This window comes from Stenotrophomonas tumulicola, assembly GCF_014117215.1.
Taxonomy (GTDB): domain Bacteria; phylum Pseudomonadota; class Gammaproteobacteria; order Xanthomonadales; family Xanthomonadaceae; genus Stenotrophomonas; species Stenotrophomonas tumulicola.
On sequence record NZ_JACGXS010000008.1, the window covers coordinates 47084 to 60818 of the forward strand.

Annotated in this window: 13 protein-coding genes; 9 read left to right on the forward strand and 4 right to left on the reverse strand. The window is 66.4% G+C overall.

What is annotated here, in order from left to right; all coding sequences use genetic code 11:
• Positions 1-18: 18 nt before the first annotated feature.
• Positions 19-738 carry an SEL1-like repeat protein gene (locus H4O11_RS14355; protein ID WP_182340114.1) on the reverse strand — a complete coding sequence of 240 codons (720 nt, stop codon included), beginning with the start codon at positions 736-738 and terminating at the stop codon, positions 19-21.
• Positions 739-840: 102 nt separating this feature from the next.
• On the opposite strand from H4O11_RS14355, the gene H4O11_RS14360 reads away from it, so the two are divergent.
• Together H4O11_RS14360 and H4O11_RS14365 are read left to right on the forward strand one after the other, a co-directional pair.
• Positions 841-2817, forward strand: coding sequence for a UvrD-helicase domain-containing protein (locus H4O11_RS14360; RefSeq protein WP_182340115.1), 1977 nt, complete (start codon positions 841-843; stop codon positions 2815-2817).
• A 40-nt stretch (positions 2818-2857) separates the two neighbouring features.
• Entirely contained in the window at positions 2858-3379 is a 522-nt protein-coding gene (locus H4O11_RS14365) for a GNAT family N-acetyltransferase (RefSeq protein WP_182340116.1), read from the forward strand.
• Between the two features lie 144 nt (positions 3380-3523).
• Here H4O11_RS14365 and H4O11_RS14370 read toward each other — a convergent pair whose 3' ends face one another.
• Positions 3524-4180 (reverse strand): YceH family protein, encoded by a 657-nt coding sequence (locus H4O11_RS14370; protein ID WP_182340117.1) that lies wholly within the window; start codon positions 4178-4180, stop codon positions 3524-3526.
• A gap of 91 nt (positions 4181-4271) precedes the next feature.
• Here H4O11_RS14370 and H4O11_RS14375 point away from each other — a divergent pair, with 91 nt between their 5' ends.
• Positions 4272-5192 (forward strand): 5'-nucleotidase, lipoprotein e(P4) family, encoded by a 921-nt coding sequence (locus tag H4O11_RS14375; RefSeq protein ID WP_343042843.1) that lies wholly within the window; start codon positions 4272-4274, stop codon positions 5190-5192.
• Entirely contained in the window at positions 5189-5911 is a 723-nt protein-coding gene (gene pyrF, locus H4O11_RS14380; protein ID WP_182340119.1) for an orotidine-5'-phosphate decarboxylase, read from the forward strand. The genes H4O11_RS14375 and pyrF overlap by 4 nt, the downstream gene beginning before the upstream one ends.
• 24 nt (positions 5912-5935) lie before the next feature.
• Here the strand turns inward: pyrF and H4O11_RS14385 are convergent, their stop codons facing one another.
• Positions 5936-6757 carry a serine protease gene (locus H4O11_RS14385; RefSeq protein WP_281367598.1) on the reverse strand — a complete coding sequence of 274 codons (822 nt, stop codon included), beginning with the start codon at positions 6755-6757 and terminating at the stop codon, positions 5936-5938.
• Between the two features lie 300 nt (positions 6758-7057).
• Between H4O11_RS14385 and H4O11_RS14390 the strand changes: the two genes are divergently transcribed.
• Positions 7058-8008 carry a hypothetical protein gene (locus H4O11_RS14390; RefSeq protein WP_182340121.1) on the forward strand — a complete coding sequence of 317 codons (951 nt, stop codon included), beginning with the start codon at positions 7058-7060 and terminating at the stop codon, positions 8006-8008.
• Positions 8008-10641 carry a glycerol-3-phosphate 1-O-acyltransferase PlsB gene (gene plsB / locus H4O11_RS14395; RefSeq protein ID WP_182340122.1) on the forward strand — a complete coding sequence of 878 codons (2634 nt, stop codon included), beginning with the start codon at positions 8008-8010 and terminating at the stop codon, positions 10639-10641. The genes H4O11_RS14390 and plsB overlap by 1 nt, the downstream gene beginning before the upstream one ends.
• A 90-nt stretch (positions 10642-10731) precedes the next feature.
• On the opposite strand, the gene H4O11_RS14400 is transcribed toward plsB, so the two are convergent.
• On the reverse strand, positions 10732-10935 hold the full coding sequence (locus H4O11_RS14400) for a DUF465 domain-containing protein (RefSeq protein ID WP_182340123.1): 204 nt from the start codon (positions 10933-10935) through the stop codon (positions 10732-10734).
• Positions 10936-11025: 90 nt separating this feature from the next.
• Between H4O11_RS14400 and ttcA the strand changes: the two genes are divergently transcribed.
• Genes ttcA through H4O11_RS14415 form a run of 3 tightly spaced genes read left to right on the forward strand, consistent with a single transcriptional unit; the run spans position 11026 to position 13650 of the window.
• The gene (gene ttcA / locus H4O11_RS14405) at positions 11026-11925 is read left to right on the forward strand and encodes a tRNA 2-thiocytidine(32) synthetase TtcA (protein ID WP_182340124.1); all 900 of its coding nucleotides are present in this window, start codon (positions 11026-11028) and stop codon (positions 11923-11925) included.
• On the forward strand, positions 11907-12812 hold the full coding sequence (locus tag H4O11_RS14410; RefSeq protein ID WP_182340125.1) for a recombination-associated protein RdgC: 906 nt from the start codon (positions 11907-11909) through the stop codon (positions 12810-12812). The genes ttcA and H4O11_RS14410 overlap by 19 nt, the downstream gene beginning before the upstream one ends.
• 58 nt (positions 12813-12870) lie before the next feature.
• Positions 12871-13650 carry a M48 family metallopeptidase gene (locus H4O11_RS14415; RefSeq protein ID WP_182340126.1) on the forward strand — a complete coding sequence of 260 codons (780 nt, stop codon included), beginning with the start codon at positions 12871-12873 and terminating at the stop codon, positions 13648-13650.
• Positions 13651-13735 lie beyond the last annotated feature (85 nt).

The following is a 13735-nucleotide window of genomic DNA, read 5'->3' on the forward strand; positions in this document are numbered from 1 at the left end:
AGCCGCTCACGCCCAGCTTCAGTCGCCGGGGGCCGCCTTGGGCACGCCCACGTCCACCATCGCGCGGTTGCCTGCCTCCAGTTGCTGGCCCTGCCACTTCCAGTACGCCTCCGGTTCCCAGAGGTGGGGGGCGTAGTAGGCCTCGGGCAGTACCTTGACCATCTGCCCGTTGTAACGAACCTGCATCACGGTGGACCCCAGCGCGCCGGTGCGGCTGCCGGTCATTTCGCCCATGTTGCGGCGCATGGTGCGTTCCTGGCGAAGCTTGGCGACCGGATCGCCGTATTGCTCATACAGTGCCCGTCCTTCGCTGACCGCGCGCTTGCGCTCGCTCTCGTCCAGGCCTGCCCAGTACTGCTCCCGGCGCACCACCAGCCACTGCGTGCCGCGTTCGGCGGCCAGGTCCATCCAGGCATAGCCCAGTGCACGGTCAGCTGGCCCGCCCTTGCCATTCCACAGCAGTTCGGCCATCAATGCCTGCGACAGCTTGTCCGCATGCTGGGCGCCAAGCCGGAAGTAGCGCCGTGCATCTTCCAGCTGCCTGCGTTCCACCGCCTCCAGCCCGAGCTGCCGGAAGCGAAGATCGGGATGTGCCTTGAGGAACGCCGGGGAGCTGACCACGGCATGTTCCTGCAGTGACATCGGCGTAACGTCCCCCGCCCAGGCCTGTGGCACGCCGGCTGTCGCCAGCAGAACCGTCAACAGGGCCGCGCGGGCCGCTTTTGTGTTCAGGTTCATGGATCACTTCCTGTGTTTCCGTGGAGGCTGCCACTATCCCATTCCGCCAAGGGAGGCGCCACCTGCCGGAGGTCAGGGTCGGCCCGCTACAATCACCCGCACATGCACGGTCTCAACCCCCCCCAAAGCGCAGCAGTGCTGCACATCGAAGGTCCCCTGCTGGTGCTGGCTGGTGCAGGCAGCGGCAAGACGCGGGTGATCGTCGAGAAGATCGCCCACCTGATCGGCTGCGGCCGCTATCCCGCGCGCCGCATCGCCGCCATCACCTTCACCAACAAGTCGGCCAAGGAAATGCGTGAGCGCGTGGCCAGGCGCCTGCGCGACCAGGATGCCGCCGAAGTCACCATCTGCACCTTCCATGCGCTGGGGCTGAAATTCCTGCAGATCGAGCATGCCGCTGTCGGATTGAAGCGTGGCTTCTCCATTTTCGACGCCGACGACAGCAATGCGCAGGTCAAGGACCTGATGCATGGCGCCAAGCCCGACGACATCGAAGACGTGAAGAACCTGATCTCGCGTGCCAAGAATGCCGGGCTGTCACCGGAGCAGGCGATGCGCGCCGCGCGCAGCAACCGTGAAAAAGAGGCTGCCAGTGTCTACGAGCGTTACCAGCTGCGCTTGACCGCGTTCAACGCAGTGGATTTCGACGACCTGATCCGCCTTCCGGTGCAGGTGCTGGAAGAGAACCCTGAGATTGCCGTGGCCTGGCGCGAGCGCATCGGCTACCTGCTGGTGGACGAGTGCCAGGATACCAATGATGCGCAGTACCGGCTGTTGAAACAGCTGGCCGGCGAGCGCGGAAACTTCACCTGCGTGGGCGACGATGACCAGTCCATCTATGCCTGGCGTGGCGCCAACCCGGAAAACCTGCAGCAGATGGCGCGCGATTATCCCGCGCTGCAGATCATCAAGCTGGAGCAGAATTACCGCTGCTCCAACCGCGTGTTGCGTGCAGCCAACGCACTGATCGCCAACAATCCGCACGAGCACCTGAAGAAGCTGTGGAGCGACCAGGCCGATGGCGAGCGCATCCGCGTCTGGGAATGCCGCAACAGCGACCACGAAGCGGAGAAGGTGGCCGCCGAGATCGCCTTCATCGCGCAGGCCAGGCAGGTGCCGTGGGGTGATTTCTGCATCCTGTTCCGCGGTAATTTCCAGTCGCGGCCATTGGAAAAGGCACTGCAGCTGGCCCGCGTTCCTTACCATCTGTCCGGCGGCACGGTGTTCCTGGAACGGCAGGAGGTGAAGGACACCCTTGCCTGGCTGCGGCTGCTGGTGAACCCGGACGACGACACCGCCTTCATGCGTGCGGTGCAGGCACCCAAGCGCGATGTCGGTGCCGGCACCCTGGCCAAGCTGGCCGAACTGGCTTCGGAGAAAGACATGCCGATGGCGCAGGCGGCCGAAGCCATCGGCGCGCTGCAACAGCTGGCACCGCGGGCGGCCAACAGCCTGGCGCGCTTCACCGACATCCTGCGTGACCTGCGTGCGCAGACCCGTGAGATTTCCTCCGGCGACATGATCCGCAAGGTGGCCAAGGATTCTGGATTGCTCAGTGAACTGCGCCAGCAGGCCAAGGAAGAAGCCAGCTACCAGCGCCGTGCCGGCAACATCGAAGAGCTGGCGCAATGGTTCGAGGGCGGCCCGCGCGGCGCCACCGCCGCTGACCTGGCTGGCCAGCTCGCGCTGCTGTCGCGCAACGACAAGGACGACGGCGGCAACCAGGTCCGGATGATGACCCTGCACGCTTCCAAGGGGCTGGAGTTCCCCTATGTCTTCATCGTCGGCTGCGAGGACGGCGTGCTGCCGCACCAGGTCAGCCTGGACGAAGGCACCCTGCAGGAAGAGCGTCGCCTGTTGTACGTGGGCATCACCCGCGCCAAGGTGCAGCTGTGGATGAGCCACAGCAAGCTGACCCGCAAGTTTGGCGAGCATGTCCGGCTGAAACCCAGCAGGTTCTTCGAAGAGCTGCCAGCCGAAGAGCTGCAGCGCGACGGCGCCGACCCGGTCGCCGACGCGGCACGCAAGAAAGAGCGGGCAACGGCCGGGTTGGCCGCGATCGAGGCCTTGTTCGACTGAGTTGGAGATGATCCCGCCCCCGCCCCATCTGGCCACCTGCATGTTGATTGAAAGCGAACGCCTGCGGCTGCGGCCGATCGAACCCCTGCGCGATGCCGATGACATGTTGGCGCTGCTGAACGACCCCGGCTTCCTGCGTTTCATCGGCGATCGTGGCATCCGCACGCCTGAACAGGCGCGTGATTACATCGCCGTGCGCGTCCTGCCCAGCTATGCGCTGCATGGTTATGGCATGTACGCGGTGGAACGGCGCAGCGACGGAGCATGGCTGGGCAATGCCGGCCTGGTACGTCGCGATGGCTTGCCTGGCCCGGATATCGGCTATGCGCTGCTGGCCGGCCATGTTGGACAAGGCTACGCCAGCGAGGCGGCGCGGGCGGTGCTGGATCACGCGCGCGCTGGGTTGGGGCTGAAGGACCTGTACGGCATCATCGACCCGGACAACCTGGCGTCGGCGGCCATCCTGCGTGGATTGGGAATGGAACAGCGCGGCCTGGTCCAGCTACCCGGAAACGAGCAATGGGTGACCTTGTTTGCCATGCCGGGCGCGGCACCCACCTGATCCCTGCGGGCAGGTAGCGCCGGGCCGTGCTCGGCGAGGCCACGCATGGTTCGGTAGAGCGGGTCCATGACCCGCTGGATCCGCCAGGATCGGGTCGAGCACAGCGGGTCATGGACCCGCTCTACCGAGCCGGTTCCGGGCTGCTCAGGCGTCGCGCAATGCGGCCAGCTGTGCCTGCAGCCCGGCAACGGTGGCCTCCAACCGGGCCACACGCTCAGCCAGCCCGGGATCGCTGCTGGCACCCCCGGCGGGGTCGGACGATACGAACTTCGCCGCCAGCGCAGCCCCATCCACGTCACCGCACAGCAGGTGCATGTAGCGATCCTCGCGCTGTCCACCGGCACGCGGCAGTACGACGACCAGCTCGCGCTGCTGCAGGCGTTCGATGGCATGCCGCGCCTCCTCGGCATCGACGAACCGATGCAGCCGCTCGCTGCGCGTCACCAGCTCGCCCAGCGTCTGCGGGCCGCGCAGCAACAGCGACGCCAGCAGCACGGTCTGCTGCCGGGTCAGGTCCAGCGCCGCCTGCAGGCGGTGTTCATAACGATCGGCACGTGAAGAAAAGTGCTGGCGGGCCAGGCCCAGGCTTTCCAGCTGGCGCAATGCATGCTGCACGCCGCCGGCATCGAGGTTCATCAGCGGCTCGCGCGCGGTCTTCTGGTTGGCGGCCGACTGCGCTGCGTTGACGGTCAATGGATAGGTATCCGGCGTGGTCGCTTCCTTCTCGACCAGGCAACCCAGCAGGCGCGCCTGTGCGGCATCCAGCAACGGGCGGGCGGGCGTATCAGCGCTATCGGTCATGGCGAGCTCCGGGAACAGGGTGGTGCGACCGCCAAGGATAGCCGCTGCCGCTGGCATCTTTCCCGCTAAAATGGCCCGATATCTGTTGCCGGTGAATGCCATGCGTCGAACCTCCGCCCTGTCCCTGACCCTGCTCGCCACCGCCGTGTTCGGCCTGTCCGCGTGCAAGCGCGTGGACGCGCCGGCACAGCCGGCGGATGCCGGGGCCGCCGCATCGGCCACTGCAGCCCCGGACGCCAGCGCCAACGACAACCTCAATGCCGTGCTGTGGGTGCAGCGTGCGCAGGAATACAAGGCGATCACCGAGCAGACCTACCGCGCTGCCGCCGATCGCCTGGATGCCGCACTCAAGGAGGCGAACTGGGACGCACTTGTGCCGGAGGAGCGCGGCAACGACGCCAAGGGCCTGAAGCCGGCCGTGGTGCTGGACCTGGACGAGACCGTGCTGGACAACTCGCCCTACCAGGCGCGCCTGGTGCGTGACGGGGGCGAATACGACGAGATGAGCTGGGACCAGTGGGTGGCTGAGAAGAAGGCCAGGGCCATTCCCGGCGTGGTCGATTTCGCCAAGGCCGCCAACGCCAAGGGCGTGACCCTGCTGTACATCTCCAACCGCGCCGTGCACCTGAAGGACGCGACCCTGGCCAACCTGCGTGCCGAAGGCCTGCCGGTGGCTGACGACAGCGTCTTCCTCGGACTGGGAACGGTGGTCCCGGGTTGCGAGCAGGCCGGCAGCGAAAAGAACTGCCGCCGCCGCCTGGCTGGGCAGAAGTACCGTGTGCTGATGCAGTTTGGCGACCAGCTGGGCGACTTCGTGGAAGTCACCGCGAACACCAATGAAAGCCGCGACGCCCTGCTGCAGCAGTACCACGACTGGTTCGGCGAGCGCTGGTGGATGCTGCCGAACCCGACCTATGGCGGCTTCGAGCCGGCACAGTTCAACAACGACTACTCCCAGCCGCGCCAGGCCCGCCACGACGCCAAGCGTGCCGCGCTGGACTACGCGCCGTGAGCCGCGGTCCGCTGCCGCTGCGCGACGACGAGCGCCTGATCTTCGCCCTGGACGTGCCTGATCGCCTGCAGGCGCTGGAGTGGGTGGACCGCCTCGGTGACAGCGTGTCGTTCTACAAGATCGGCATGGAGCTGCTGGCGTCCGGGGAGTATTTCCAGGTCCTCGACGCGTTGGCCCGCCGTGACAAGCGGGTATTCGTCGATCTCAAGTTCTTCGACATCCCGGCCACGGCGGCAGCGGTGATCAGGCGGCTGTCGCAGTGGCCGGTCAGCTACTGCACCATCCATGGCTGGCACCCGGCGATGATGGAAGCCTGTGCCGCCGTGGCCGGCGGCGACATGCGCCTGCTGGCGGTGACGGTATTGACCTCGATGGGGCGCGAAGACCTGGCTGGCATGGGCATCGACCGTGAACCGGTGGAGGTGGTGGTCGAGCGCGCGCTGGCCGCAAAGGCTGCCGGTGTCGATGGGGTCATTGCTTCCGGGCAGGAGGCCGGGCCGATCCGTGCCGCCATCGGTCCCGGGTTCTCCATCGTCTGTCCTGGCATCCGTCCTGGTGGTCCGGTGGGTGATGACCAGAAGCGCACGGTCGGGGTCGCCCAGGCGTTCATCGACGGCGCCGATGCCATCGTGGTGGGACGTCCGATCCGCCTGGCTTCCGATCCGCAGGCGGCCGCCCGGAACATCCAGCAGGAAATCCGCGCGGCCCTGCCTGGCTGACGTCGCCGGGCGTGCTGGGGCAGGTCACCTGCCGTCCCACACGCGGTGGATGAAGTCATCTATCTCCGCTGCCGCCAGCCGCGCGTAGACGCCCGGCGACCCCTCGCGCGCGCAACCGGCTCCCCAGCTGACCACGCCCAGCTGGAACCAGCCGCCGTCCGCCGCGGCAATGAACAGGGGGCCACCGGAATCGCCCTGGCAGGAATCCTTGCCCGCGCGACTGGCACACATCTCCAGTTGCGGGTGGACCGTGAACCGCCCGGCGTACTGGCGTCGGCACTCGGCAGTGGTGATGAAAGGCACCTGCACTTCCTGCATCCGGGCCGGGCCGGTGCCTCCTTCACGCGGCGCGCCCCAGCCTGCCACGGTCAACAGGCGTCCCCCCTGTTCGTATCCGGCACCCTCGCTGCGCGCCAGGCGGATCGGCCTGATGCCTTGCACAGGTTCGGCCAGGCGGAGTAGTGCCGCATCGGCTTTGTCGGAGGATGCATAACGGGGGTGGATATGGACTTCCGCCACGTTGATCGATTGTCCGCTGCCGTCATTCAGTCGGGTCTGCCCGGTCCGCACGGCGTAACGGCCGGGCTGGTTGTCGACGCAATGGGCGGCGGTGAGCACCCACGACGGAGAGATCAGCGTGCCGCCGCAGAAATGGTTTTTCAACGGACTGCCGGCCCCGCGGTGCTGCAGGCTCACCAGGAAGGGGTACTTCCCATCGGGGACGTCGGTCCCACCGACGATGGTAGGGTGAACCGGCGGCGGATCGCTCGCGGGGGCGGCATGGACGGCGGTACTGCATAGGGTGGCCAGAATGGTGGCCAAGGCAAGGGATGGACAGGCCTGCATGATCGATCTCCATGGGGCCGACGGCGTGCCGGCCACTGCATCTCAATTCCAGTGGCGGCAACAAAAATGTGATGAATTTCACGATCATTGATCGGTCAAGAACCAACCTACAGTCGTCTTGGGCATTGCCTGACTTTCTGATTTTCTGACACCAGCGCTGTGGAAGATGCGCTGCTCATTCTGTGATTCTTTGTGATTCAATGGTTTGCAACGACAAAGGCGGGGCATTCGCGCTCCTGTCTTGCTGCCGCCAACATTGACCCGTCAAGATGCAGGCCGGTCTGGGGAGTCCGCACAACCATGGCGAAAACGAAACGGCGCGCGCCGCGCCAAGCGTGGGCCTGCGCCGCAGTGATGCTGCTGTCGCTCGCTGCCTGCCGCCGCGACATGCCGGATCCGGAAGCGCCGGCGGCCGAGCCGGTAGCCGCCGTGCAGGCGATGGCGCGGGCGATGGCCGACAACGATCTGGTCGCCTATGCGAAGTTGTCGGTGCCCGCGGGCCAGTACACGCGGCTGCAGCAGGCCTGGGCCCAGGGCCACAGTCGCTGGCCGTTGACCGAACTGCCCCTGCATGACCAGTTGCTGCCGATGCTGCAGGCGCTGTCGGCAGCCGATGGCAGCCAGCAGCTGCAGCGCAGTTTCGACCGGCAACTGGCCGGCCAGACCACTGCCGTACGCCAGGCCGCGCAATCGATGGGGCTGTTCGGCGTGCAATACCTGCGCCACCAGGACAGCTACACCGCCAGCCAGCAAGCGCATTACATCCAGGTCGTGGAGACCCTGGCAGCGTGGGCGGCCGACGCGCCAATCAGCGATCGCGCCCGCGCACGGGCCAGCATCGGCGTGCTCACCGCCGCGGCCCGCGCGACCGGCTTCAGTGACGACGCCCAGCTGCAACAGGCCGGCCTGGAGGAAAGCCTGCGCCGGCTTGGGCCGTTCATCGGCAGCATGAAGGCGGTGCTGGCCAGCTATGGGCTCGACCTGGACGCCTCCATGCGCGGCATTGCCGGCGAGCTGTTGTCGCAACAGGGCGACAATGCGCTGGTGCGCCTGGAGTATCCGCTGGCGGGCAAGGTCATCACCCTGCAGATTCCGTTGACCCGGCGCGAAGGGCATTGGTACCTCACCCGCACCCTGGCCGACACCGATGCGTTGCTGCGCCATGCCGAGGCCGCGCAGGCTGGATCTCCCTCCCTGCCGGATGCCCCCGCCGACAGCGGGGAAGATGCAACCGTCCCGGCTAAGCCATAATGGCGCCGATGTCGAAACAGAATCCGCTGCCGTTTCCCGGCGAACAACCCGAGCCCCCCAGTGCCGACCAGGCGCAGGGGTCCCCGACGACGACCGACGGTTCCCGACCGCCGGCCGCTGCCGCGCGCGCTGCGGGTGGGCGCCGTCCCTGGTGGGCCCGGCTGCTTGGGCGACTGTTCGAACCCTGGCTGGGGCTGGATATCGAGCCGAAGGATCCCGGCCAGTACAACGATGGCCGGCCGGTCATCTATGTGCTGGAGGACTATGGACTGTCCAACGCGCTGATCCTGGACAAGGCCTGCCGTGAAGCCGGGTTGCCCTCGCCGCTGGTGCCCCTGGCCGGCGACCCCACCGGGCGCAAGCGTGCATACGTGGCGCTGTCGCGGCGTAGTTCCAGCAACTCGATCATCCCCGAGCAACGCGGCGCCAAGACCCATTCCGATTCGCTGGCCAAGGTGCTGCAGGCCCACCGCGTGCGCGACGAGCTGGACGTGCACCTGGTACCGGTCTCGATCTTCGTCGGCCGCGCGCCGGACAAGCAGAGCGGCTGGTTCGCCGTGCTGTTCTCGGAAAACTGGGCGCTGGTCGGCCGCTTCCGGCGCCTGCTGGCGGTGTTGTTGAACGGCCGCAGCACGATCGTACGCTTCGCACCGCCTATCTCGTTGCGCGCCACCGTCGATGAAGGCCTGGAGCCGGAGCGGACGGTGCGCAAGCTGCAGCGCGTGCTGCGCACGCATTTCCGCCGCATCCGCGAATCGGTGATCGGCCCGGACCTGTCCACGCGCCGCCTGCTGGTCGACCAGGTGCTGCAGGCCGAACCGGTGCGTGAAGCCATTGCTGCCCAGGCCCGGCGCGACAACAGCAAGCCGGCCGACGCCTGGAAGAAGGCGCACGCCTATGCCTGGGAGATCGCGGCCGACTATTCCAGCCCCGTGGTGCGTTCGGCCAGTTTCATGCTCAGCCATGTCTGGAACCGCATCTACGCCGGCGTGCTGGTGCACCACCTGGACAAGTTCAAGGAGGCCGCGCCGGGCCACGAAGTGGTGTACGTACCCAGCCACCGCAGCCACATGGACTACCTGCTGCTGTCCTACCTGCTGTATGACCGCGGCATCGTCCCGCCGCACATCGTGGCCGGCATCAACCTGAATCTTCCGGTGGTCGGCACCCTGTTGCGCAAGGGCGGTGCCTTCTTCATCCGCCGCTCGATCCGTGGCAACGCGCTGTACTCGGCGGTATTGAGCGAGTACGTGGCGCAGCTGGTGGCCGGTGGCTATTCGATCGAGTACTTCGTCGAAGGCGGCCGCTCGCGTACCGGACGGTTGCTGCAGCCAAAGGGCGGCATGATTTCGATGACGTTGCGCGCGTTCCTGCGCCAACCCCGCAAGCCTGTGCTGTTCCAGCCCATCTACATCGGCTACGAAAAGCTGATGGAAGGGGGGAGTTACCTGGATGAACTGACCGGCCGGCCGAAGGAAAAGGAGTCGATCTGGTCGTTGTTGTGGGGCATCCCCAAGGTGCTCAAGCAGAATTTCGGCCAGGTGGTGGTGAACTTCGGCGAACCCATCGCGCTGAACGACGTGCTGGCCGAGAAGGCGCCCGAATGGGACGGCAGCGCGGTACCTGAAGATGAAAAGCCGGCCTGGCTGGCGACCACGGTGGATACCCTGGCCGAACGCATCCAGGTGCGCATCAACGGCGCGGCGGACGTCAACCCGATCAACCTGCTGGCGCTGGCGCTGCTGTCCACGCCCAAGCATGCGATGGGCGAATCGGACCTGATCGCGCAGATCCAGCTGTGCAAGATGCTGCTGGAGGAAATGCCGTATTCCGACCGCGTCACCGTTACCCCGCATTCGCCGGAGCGGATCATTGCCCACGCCGAGGAAATCAACGTCCTCACCCGCGTCCGCCACCCGCTGGGCGACGTGCTCAGCGTCAGTGGCGACACCGCGGTGCTGCTGAGCTACTTCCGCAACAACGTACTGCACCTGTTCACCGCGTCGTCGTGGGTGGCGTGCTGTTTCCAGAACAATCGCCGCATGGGCCGTGCCGGCCTGGTCCGCCTTGGCCGTATCGTGTATCCGTTCCTGCAGGCCGAACTGTTCCTGCCATGGAGCGAGGACGAGTTCGCGGTGCGCATCGAACAGACCATCGACGTATTCATCCGCGAAGGCCTGCTGCAGCAGGTCGGCGACGACGAGGGGGGGGCGCTGGCACGCAACACCGGGCAGACCGACGAGGTGTTCCGCCTGCGTGCGATCGGCCACTCGTTGCAGCAGGCGTTCGAACGTTATTACATCGCCATTTCCGTGCTGGTGAAGAACGGTCCCGGCACGTTGGGGGCAGCAGAACTGGAAAGCCTGTGCCAACAGGCCGCGCAACGCCTGAGCCTGCTCTATGCGCCGGCCGCGCCGGAGTTCTTCGACCGCACCCTGTTCCGCGGTTTCATCCAGAAGCTGCGCGAGCTGCGCCTGGTATGGCCGGACGAGAACAGCAAGCTGTTGTTCGACGATCGCCTGGATGCATGGGCCAAGGACGCCAAGTTCATCCTCGGCCGCGAGCTGCGCCACACCATCGAGCGGGTCAGCCCGGAAGCGGCCAGGCCTGAAGAGGCTGCCCCGCAGGATTGAGGGTAGCGCCGGGCCATGCCCGGCGGTGTCCCATGGCAGCCGCCGCTGCGCTCGCCGGGCGCGGCCCGGCGCTACCGACGTCCGCCAGCCTCAGGCCGGTTCGTCGGGGATCTGCAGGCTTTCCAGCTTGGCGATGCAGTCTTTCAACTGCAGCCGGCGCCGCTTCAGGCGCTTGGACTCCAGGTCGTCTTCGCCGTTGGCGGCCATGTGGGTGATGCGCGCGTCCAGCGCGCGATGTTCCGCGCGCAGCGAAGCCAGCCGTTCGGTGATTTCGGAGGGGGTCCAGGTATCCACGCGTCGAGCATACACAGGCGCGATGACCGTCGGGAGAACTGCCGCACGAACAGGCACGGAAGGCCGATCCGCAGCCGGTAGAATGGACGGATGCGTGCCCCCCTTCCCTTGCCCGATCCGCTTCCCCGTGCCGCCGGCGCGCGCAGCGACGGTGCCCGCGCACAGGCGATGCTTGGCCGGCGCCTGCGGCGCCAGGTCGGCCAGGCCATCGTCGAGTACGGCATGATCGAAGCCGGCGACAAGGTCATGGTCTGCCTGTCCGGTGGCAAGGACAGCCATACCCTGCTGGACGTGCTGCTGCAGCTGCAGAAGAAGGCGCCGGTGCCTTTCGAACTGGTGGCGGTCAACCTGGACCAGAAACAGCCGGGCTTTCCGGCGCACGTGCTGCCGGAGTACCTGGCAGCGCGGGGCGTGGCCTACCAGGTCATCGAACAGGACACCTATTCGGTGGTCCGTCGGGTGATTCCGGAAGGCGGCACGATGTGTTCACTGTGCTCGCGGCTGCGGCGGGGCGCGCTGTACCACCATGCCCGGATCCACGGTTTTTCGAAGATCGCACTGGGCCACCACCGCGACGACATGGTCGCCACGTTGTTCATGAACATGTTCCACCATGCCAAGCTGTCGGGCATGCCGCCCAAGCTGCGCAGCGACGACGGCCAGCACGTGGTGATCCGGCCACTGGCGCATGTGCGCGAGCATGACATCATCGCCTACGCCAACCTGCGTCGGTTCCCGATCATTCCATGCACCCTGTGCGGCAGCCAGCAGAACCTGCAGCGTCGCCAGGTCGGCCGGATGCTGGAACAGTGGGAGCGCGAGCATCCTGGGCGCATCGACCAGATCGCGCGCGCCATGGCCAACATCGAACCTTCCCAACTGGCCGACCCCGGCCTGTTCGACTTTCTTTCACTGGGGCGCTGCGATGCCGCGACGCCCCCTGGTCCTTCCCTTCCTGCCTCCGGAATTCCATGTTCTTTCGCAACCTGACCTTCTTCCGTTTCCCGACCGCCACCGACTTTTCCGAAGTGGACACACTGCTGCCGAACGCCCTGCTCAAGCCGGTCGGTCCGCTGGAAATGAACTCGCGTGGATTCATCTCACCCTTTGGCCGCGAGGAGAAGGAGCAGTTCTCGCACCGTATCGGTGAACACCTGTGGCTGACCGTCGGCGGTGAGGACAAGCTGTTGCCCGGCGCCGTGGTCAACGACCTGCTCGAGCGCAAGCTGGAGGAAATCGAATCCAACGAAGGCCGTCGTCCCGGTGGTCGCGAGCGCAAGCGCATCAAGGACGACCTGCTGCATGAACTGCTGCCGCGCGCCTTCGTGAAGAACTCGCGCAACGATGCCTTCCTGGACCTGAAGCATGGCTACGTGGCGGTGGATTGTTCCAGCCGCAAGACCGCCGAGTACTTCATGTCCGACATCCGCGGCCTGTTGGGCAGCTTCCCGGCGATGCCGTTGAATGCCGAGGTGGCACCGCGTTCGATCCTGACCGGCTGGATCGCCGGTGAACCGCTGCCGACCGGGCTCAGCCTGGGCGAAGAGTGCGAAATGAAGGACCCGGTGGAAGGCGGCGCGGTGGTCAAGTGCCAGCACCAGGAACTGCGTTGCGACGAGATCGACAAGCACCTGGACGCGGGCAAGCAGGTCACCAAGCTGGCCCTGGTGTTCGAAGACAACCTGTCCTTCGTGATCGGCGACGACCTGATCGTGCGCAAGCTGAAGTTCCTCGATGGCGCGCTGGACCAGCTGGAACATGCCGACGACGACGGCCGCCGTGCCGAACTGGACGCGCGATTCGTGCTGCAGAGTGGCGAGATCCGTCGCCTGTTCCTGCTGCTGGAAGAGGCGTTCAAGCTCAGCAAGGCAGACTGAACAGGTTGCCGCGGGATGCCCTGACATCCAGGGGCGTCCTGCGGCGTATGCTGGTCCCATGAGCCGCACGCTCCGCCGCCTGTTGTCCCCGTCGCCGCCACCGGCCATGCAGCGCGATACCGTGCGCCTGCGCCTGGATGACGCGGAGATCGAGGTGCTGCGCGTGCGCGATCCACGTGCGCGCCGGATCAAGTTGAGCGTGGACGAGCGCGGCGCCCGCCTGACGTTGCCCCTGCGGGCCAGCCTGTCGATGGGCGAACGTTTCCTGGAGCAGCACCGTGGCTGGCTTGCGCAGCAGCTGCGGCACTACCGTTCCGACCGCATGCCGGCCCCGCTGGTGCCGGGCGAGCCGGGCCAGCTGCCGTTGCGCGGAGAGCTGTTGCCATTGCATTGGCAGGAAGGGCGTTACGCAAAGCTGGACATCGATGCACAGGGCGCCTGCGTGCAATGGCCGGCACGTGGTACGCCGGCCATGCTGCAGCGGCTGTTGCGGGAGTTCTATGAAGCGCAGACCCGCGCCGACCTGGGGCAGTGGTTGCCGCGCTATCTGCCCGGGTTGCCGCGCGCACCGACCCGCATCCGCCTCAAGGTGATGTCCTCGCAGTGGGGGTCGCTGGCACCGGATGGCAGCATGGCGCTGGACCTGGCACTGGTGCTGGGCCATCCGGCAGCATTCGAATATGTGCTGGTGCACGAGTTGTGCCATCTGCTGCAGGCCAATCACTCGCCAGCGTTCTGGCATGAAGTGGAGCAGCGTTTCCCGGCTTGGCGCGAACAGCGCGACTACTTCCATCTGGAAGGCCGCCGGCTGAAGGCGATGCTGCGGCAGTTGCTTTGACCCGGCGTGCCGGGTCAAAGCAACTGCCCGCGCATTCCACCTTATCCCCGCGCCGTTGTGAACTGACCCCCGATTCTTGGACGTT

What these genes read in the sequence shown, in the direction of transcription:
- H4O11_RS14355 (WP_182340114.1), bottom strand. Translation starts at nt 738, where the DNA reads ATGAACCTGAACACAAAAGCGGCCCGCGCGGCCCTGTTGACGGTTCTG.
- H4O11_RS14360 (WP_182340115.1), top strand. Translation starts at nt 841, where the DNA reads ATGCACGGTCTCAACCCCCCCCAAAGCGCAGCAGTGCTGCACATCGAA.
- H4O11_RS14365 (WP_182340116.1), top strand. Translation starts at nt 2,858, where the DNA reads ATGTTGATTGAAAGCGAACGCCTGCGGCTGCGGCCGATCGAACCCCTG.
- H4O11_RS14370 (WP_182340117.1), bottom strand. Translation starts at nt 4,180, where the DNA reads ATGACCGATAGCGCTGATACGCCCGCCCGCCCGTTGCTGGATGCCGCA.
- H4O11_RS14385 (WP_281367598.1), bottom strand. Translation starts at nt 6,757, where the DNA reads ATGCAGGCCTGTCCATCCCTTGCCTTGGCCACCATTCTGGCCACCCTA.
- H4O11_RS14390 (WP_182340121.1), top strand. Translation starts at nt 7,058, where the DNA reads ATGGCGAAAACGAAACGGCGCGCGCCGCGCCAAGCGTGGGCCTGCGCC.
- plsB (WP_182340122.1), top strand. Translation starts at nt 8,008, where the DNA reads ATGGCGCCGATGTCGAAACAGAATCCGCTGCCGTTTCCCGGCGAACAA.
- ttcA (WP_182340124.1), top strand. Translation starts at nt 11,026, where the DNA reads ATGCGTGCCCCCCTTCCCTTGCCCGATCCGCTTCCCCGTGCCGCCGGC.
- H4O11_RS14410 (WP_182340125.1), top strand. Translation starts at nt 11,907, where the DNA reads ATGTTCTTTCGCAACCTGACCTTCTTCCGTTTCCCGACCGCCACCGAC.
- H4O11_RS14415 (WP_182340126.1), top strand. Translation starts at nt 12,871, where the DNA reads ATGAGCCGCACGCTCCGCCGCCTGTTGTCCCCGTCGCCGCCACCGGCC.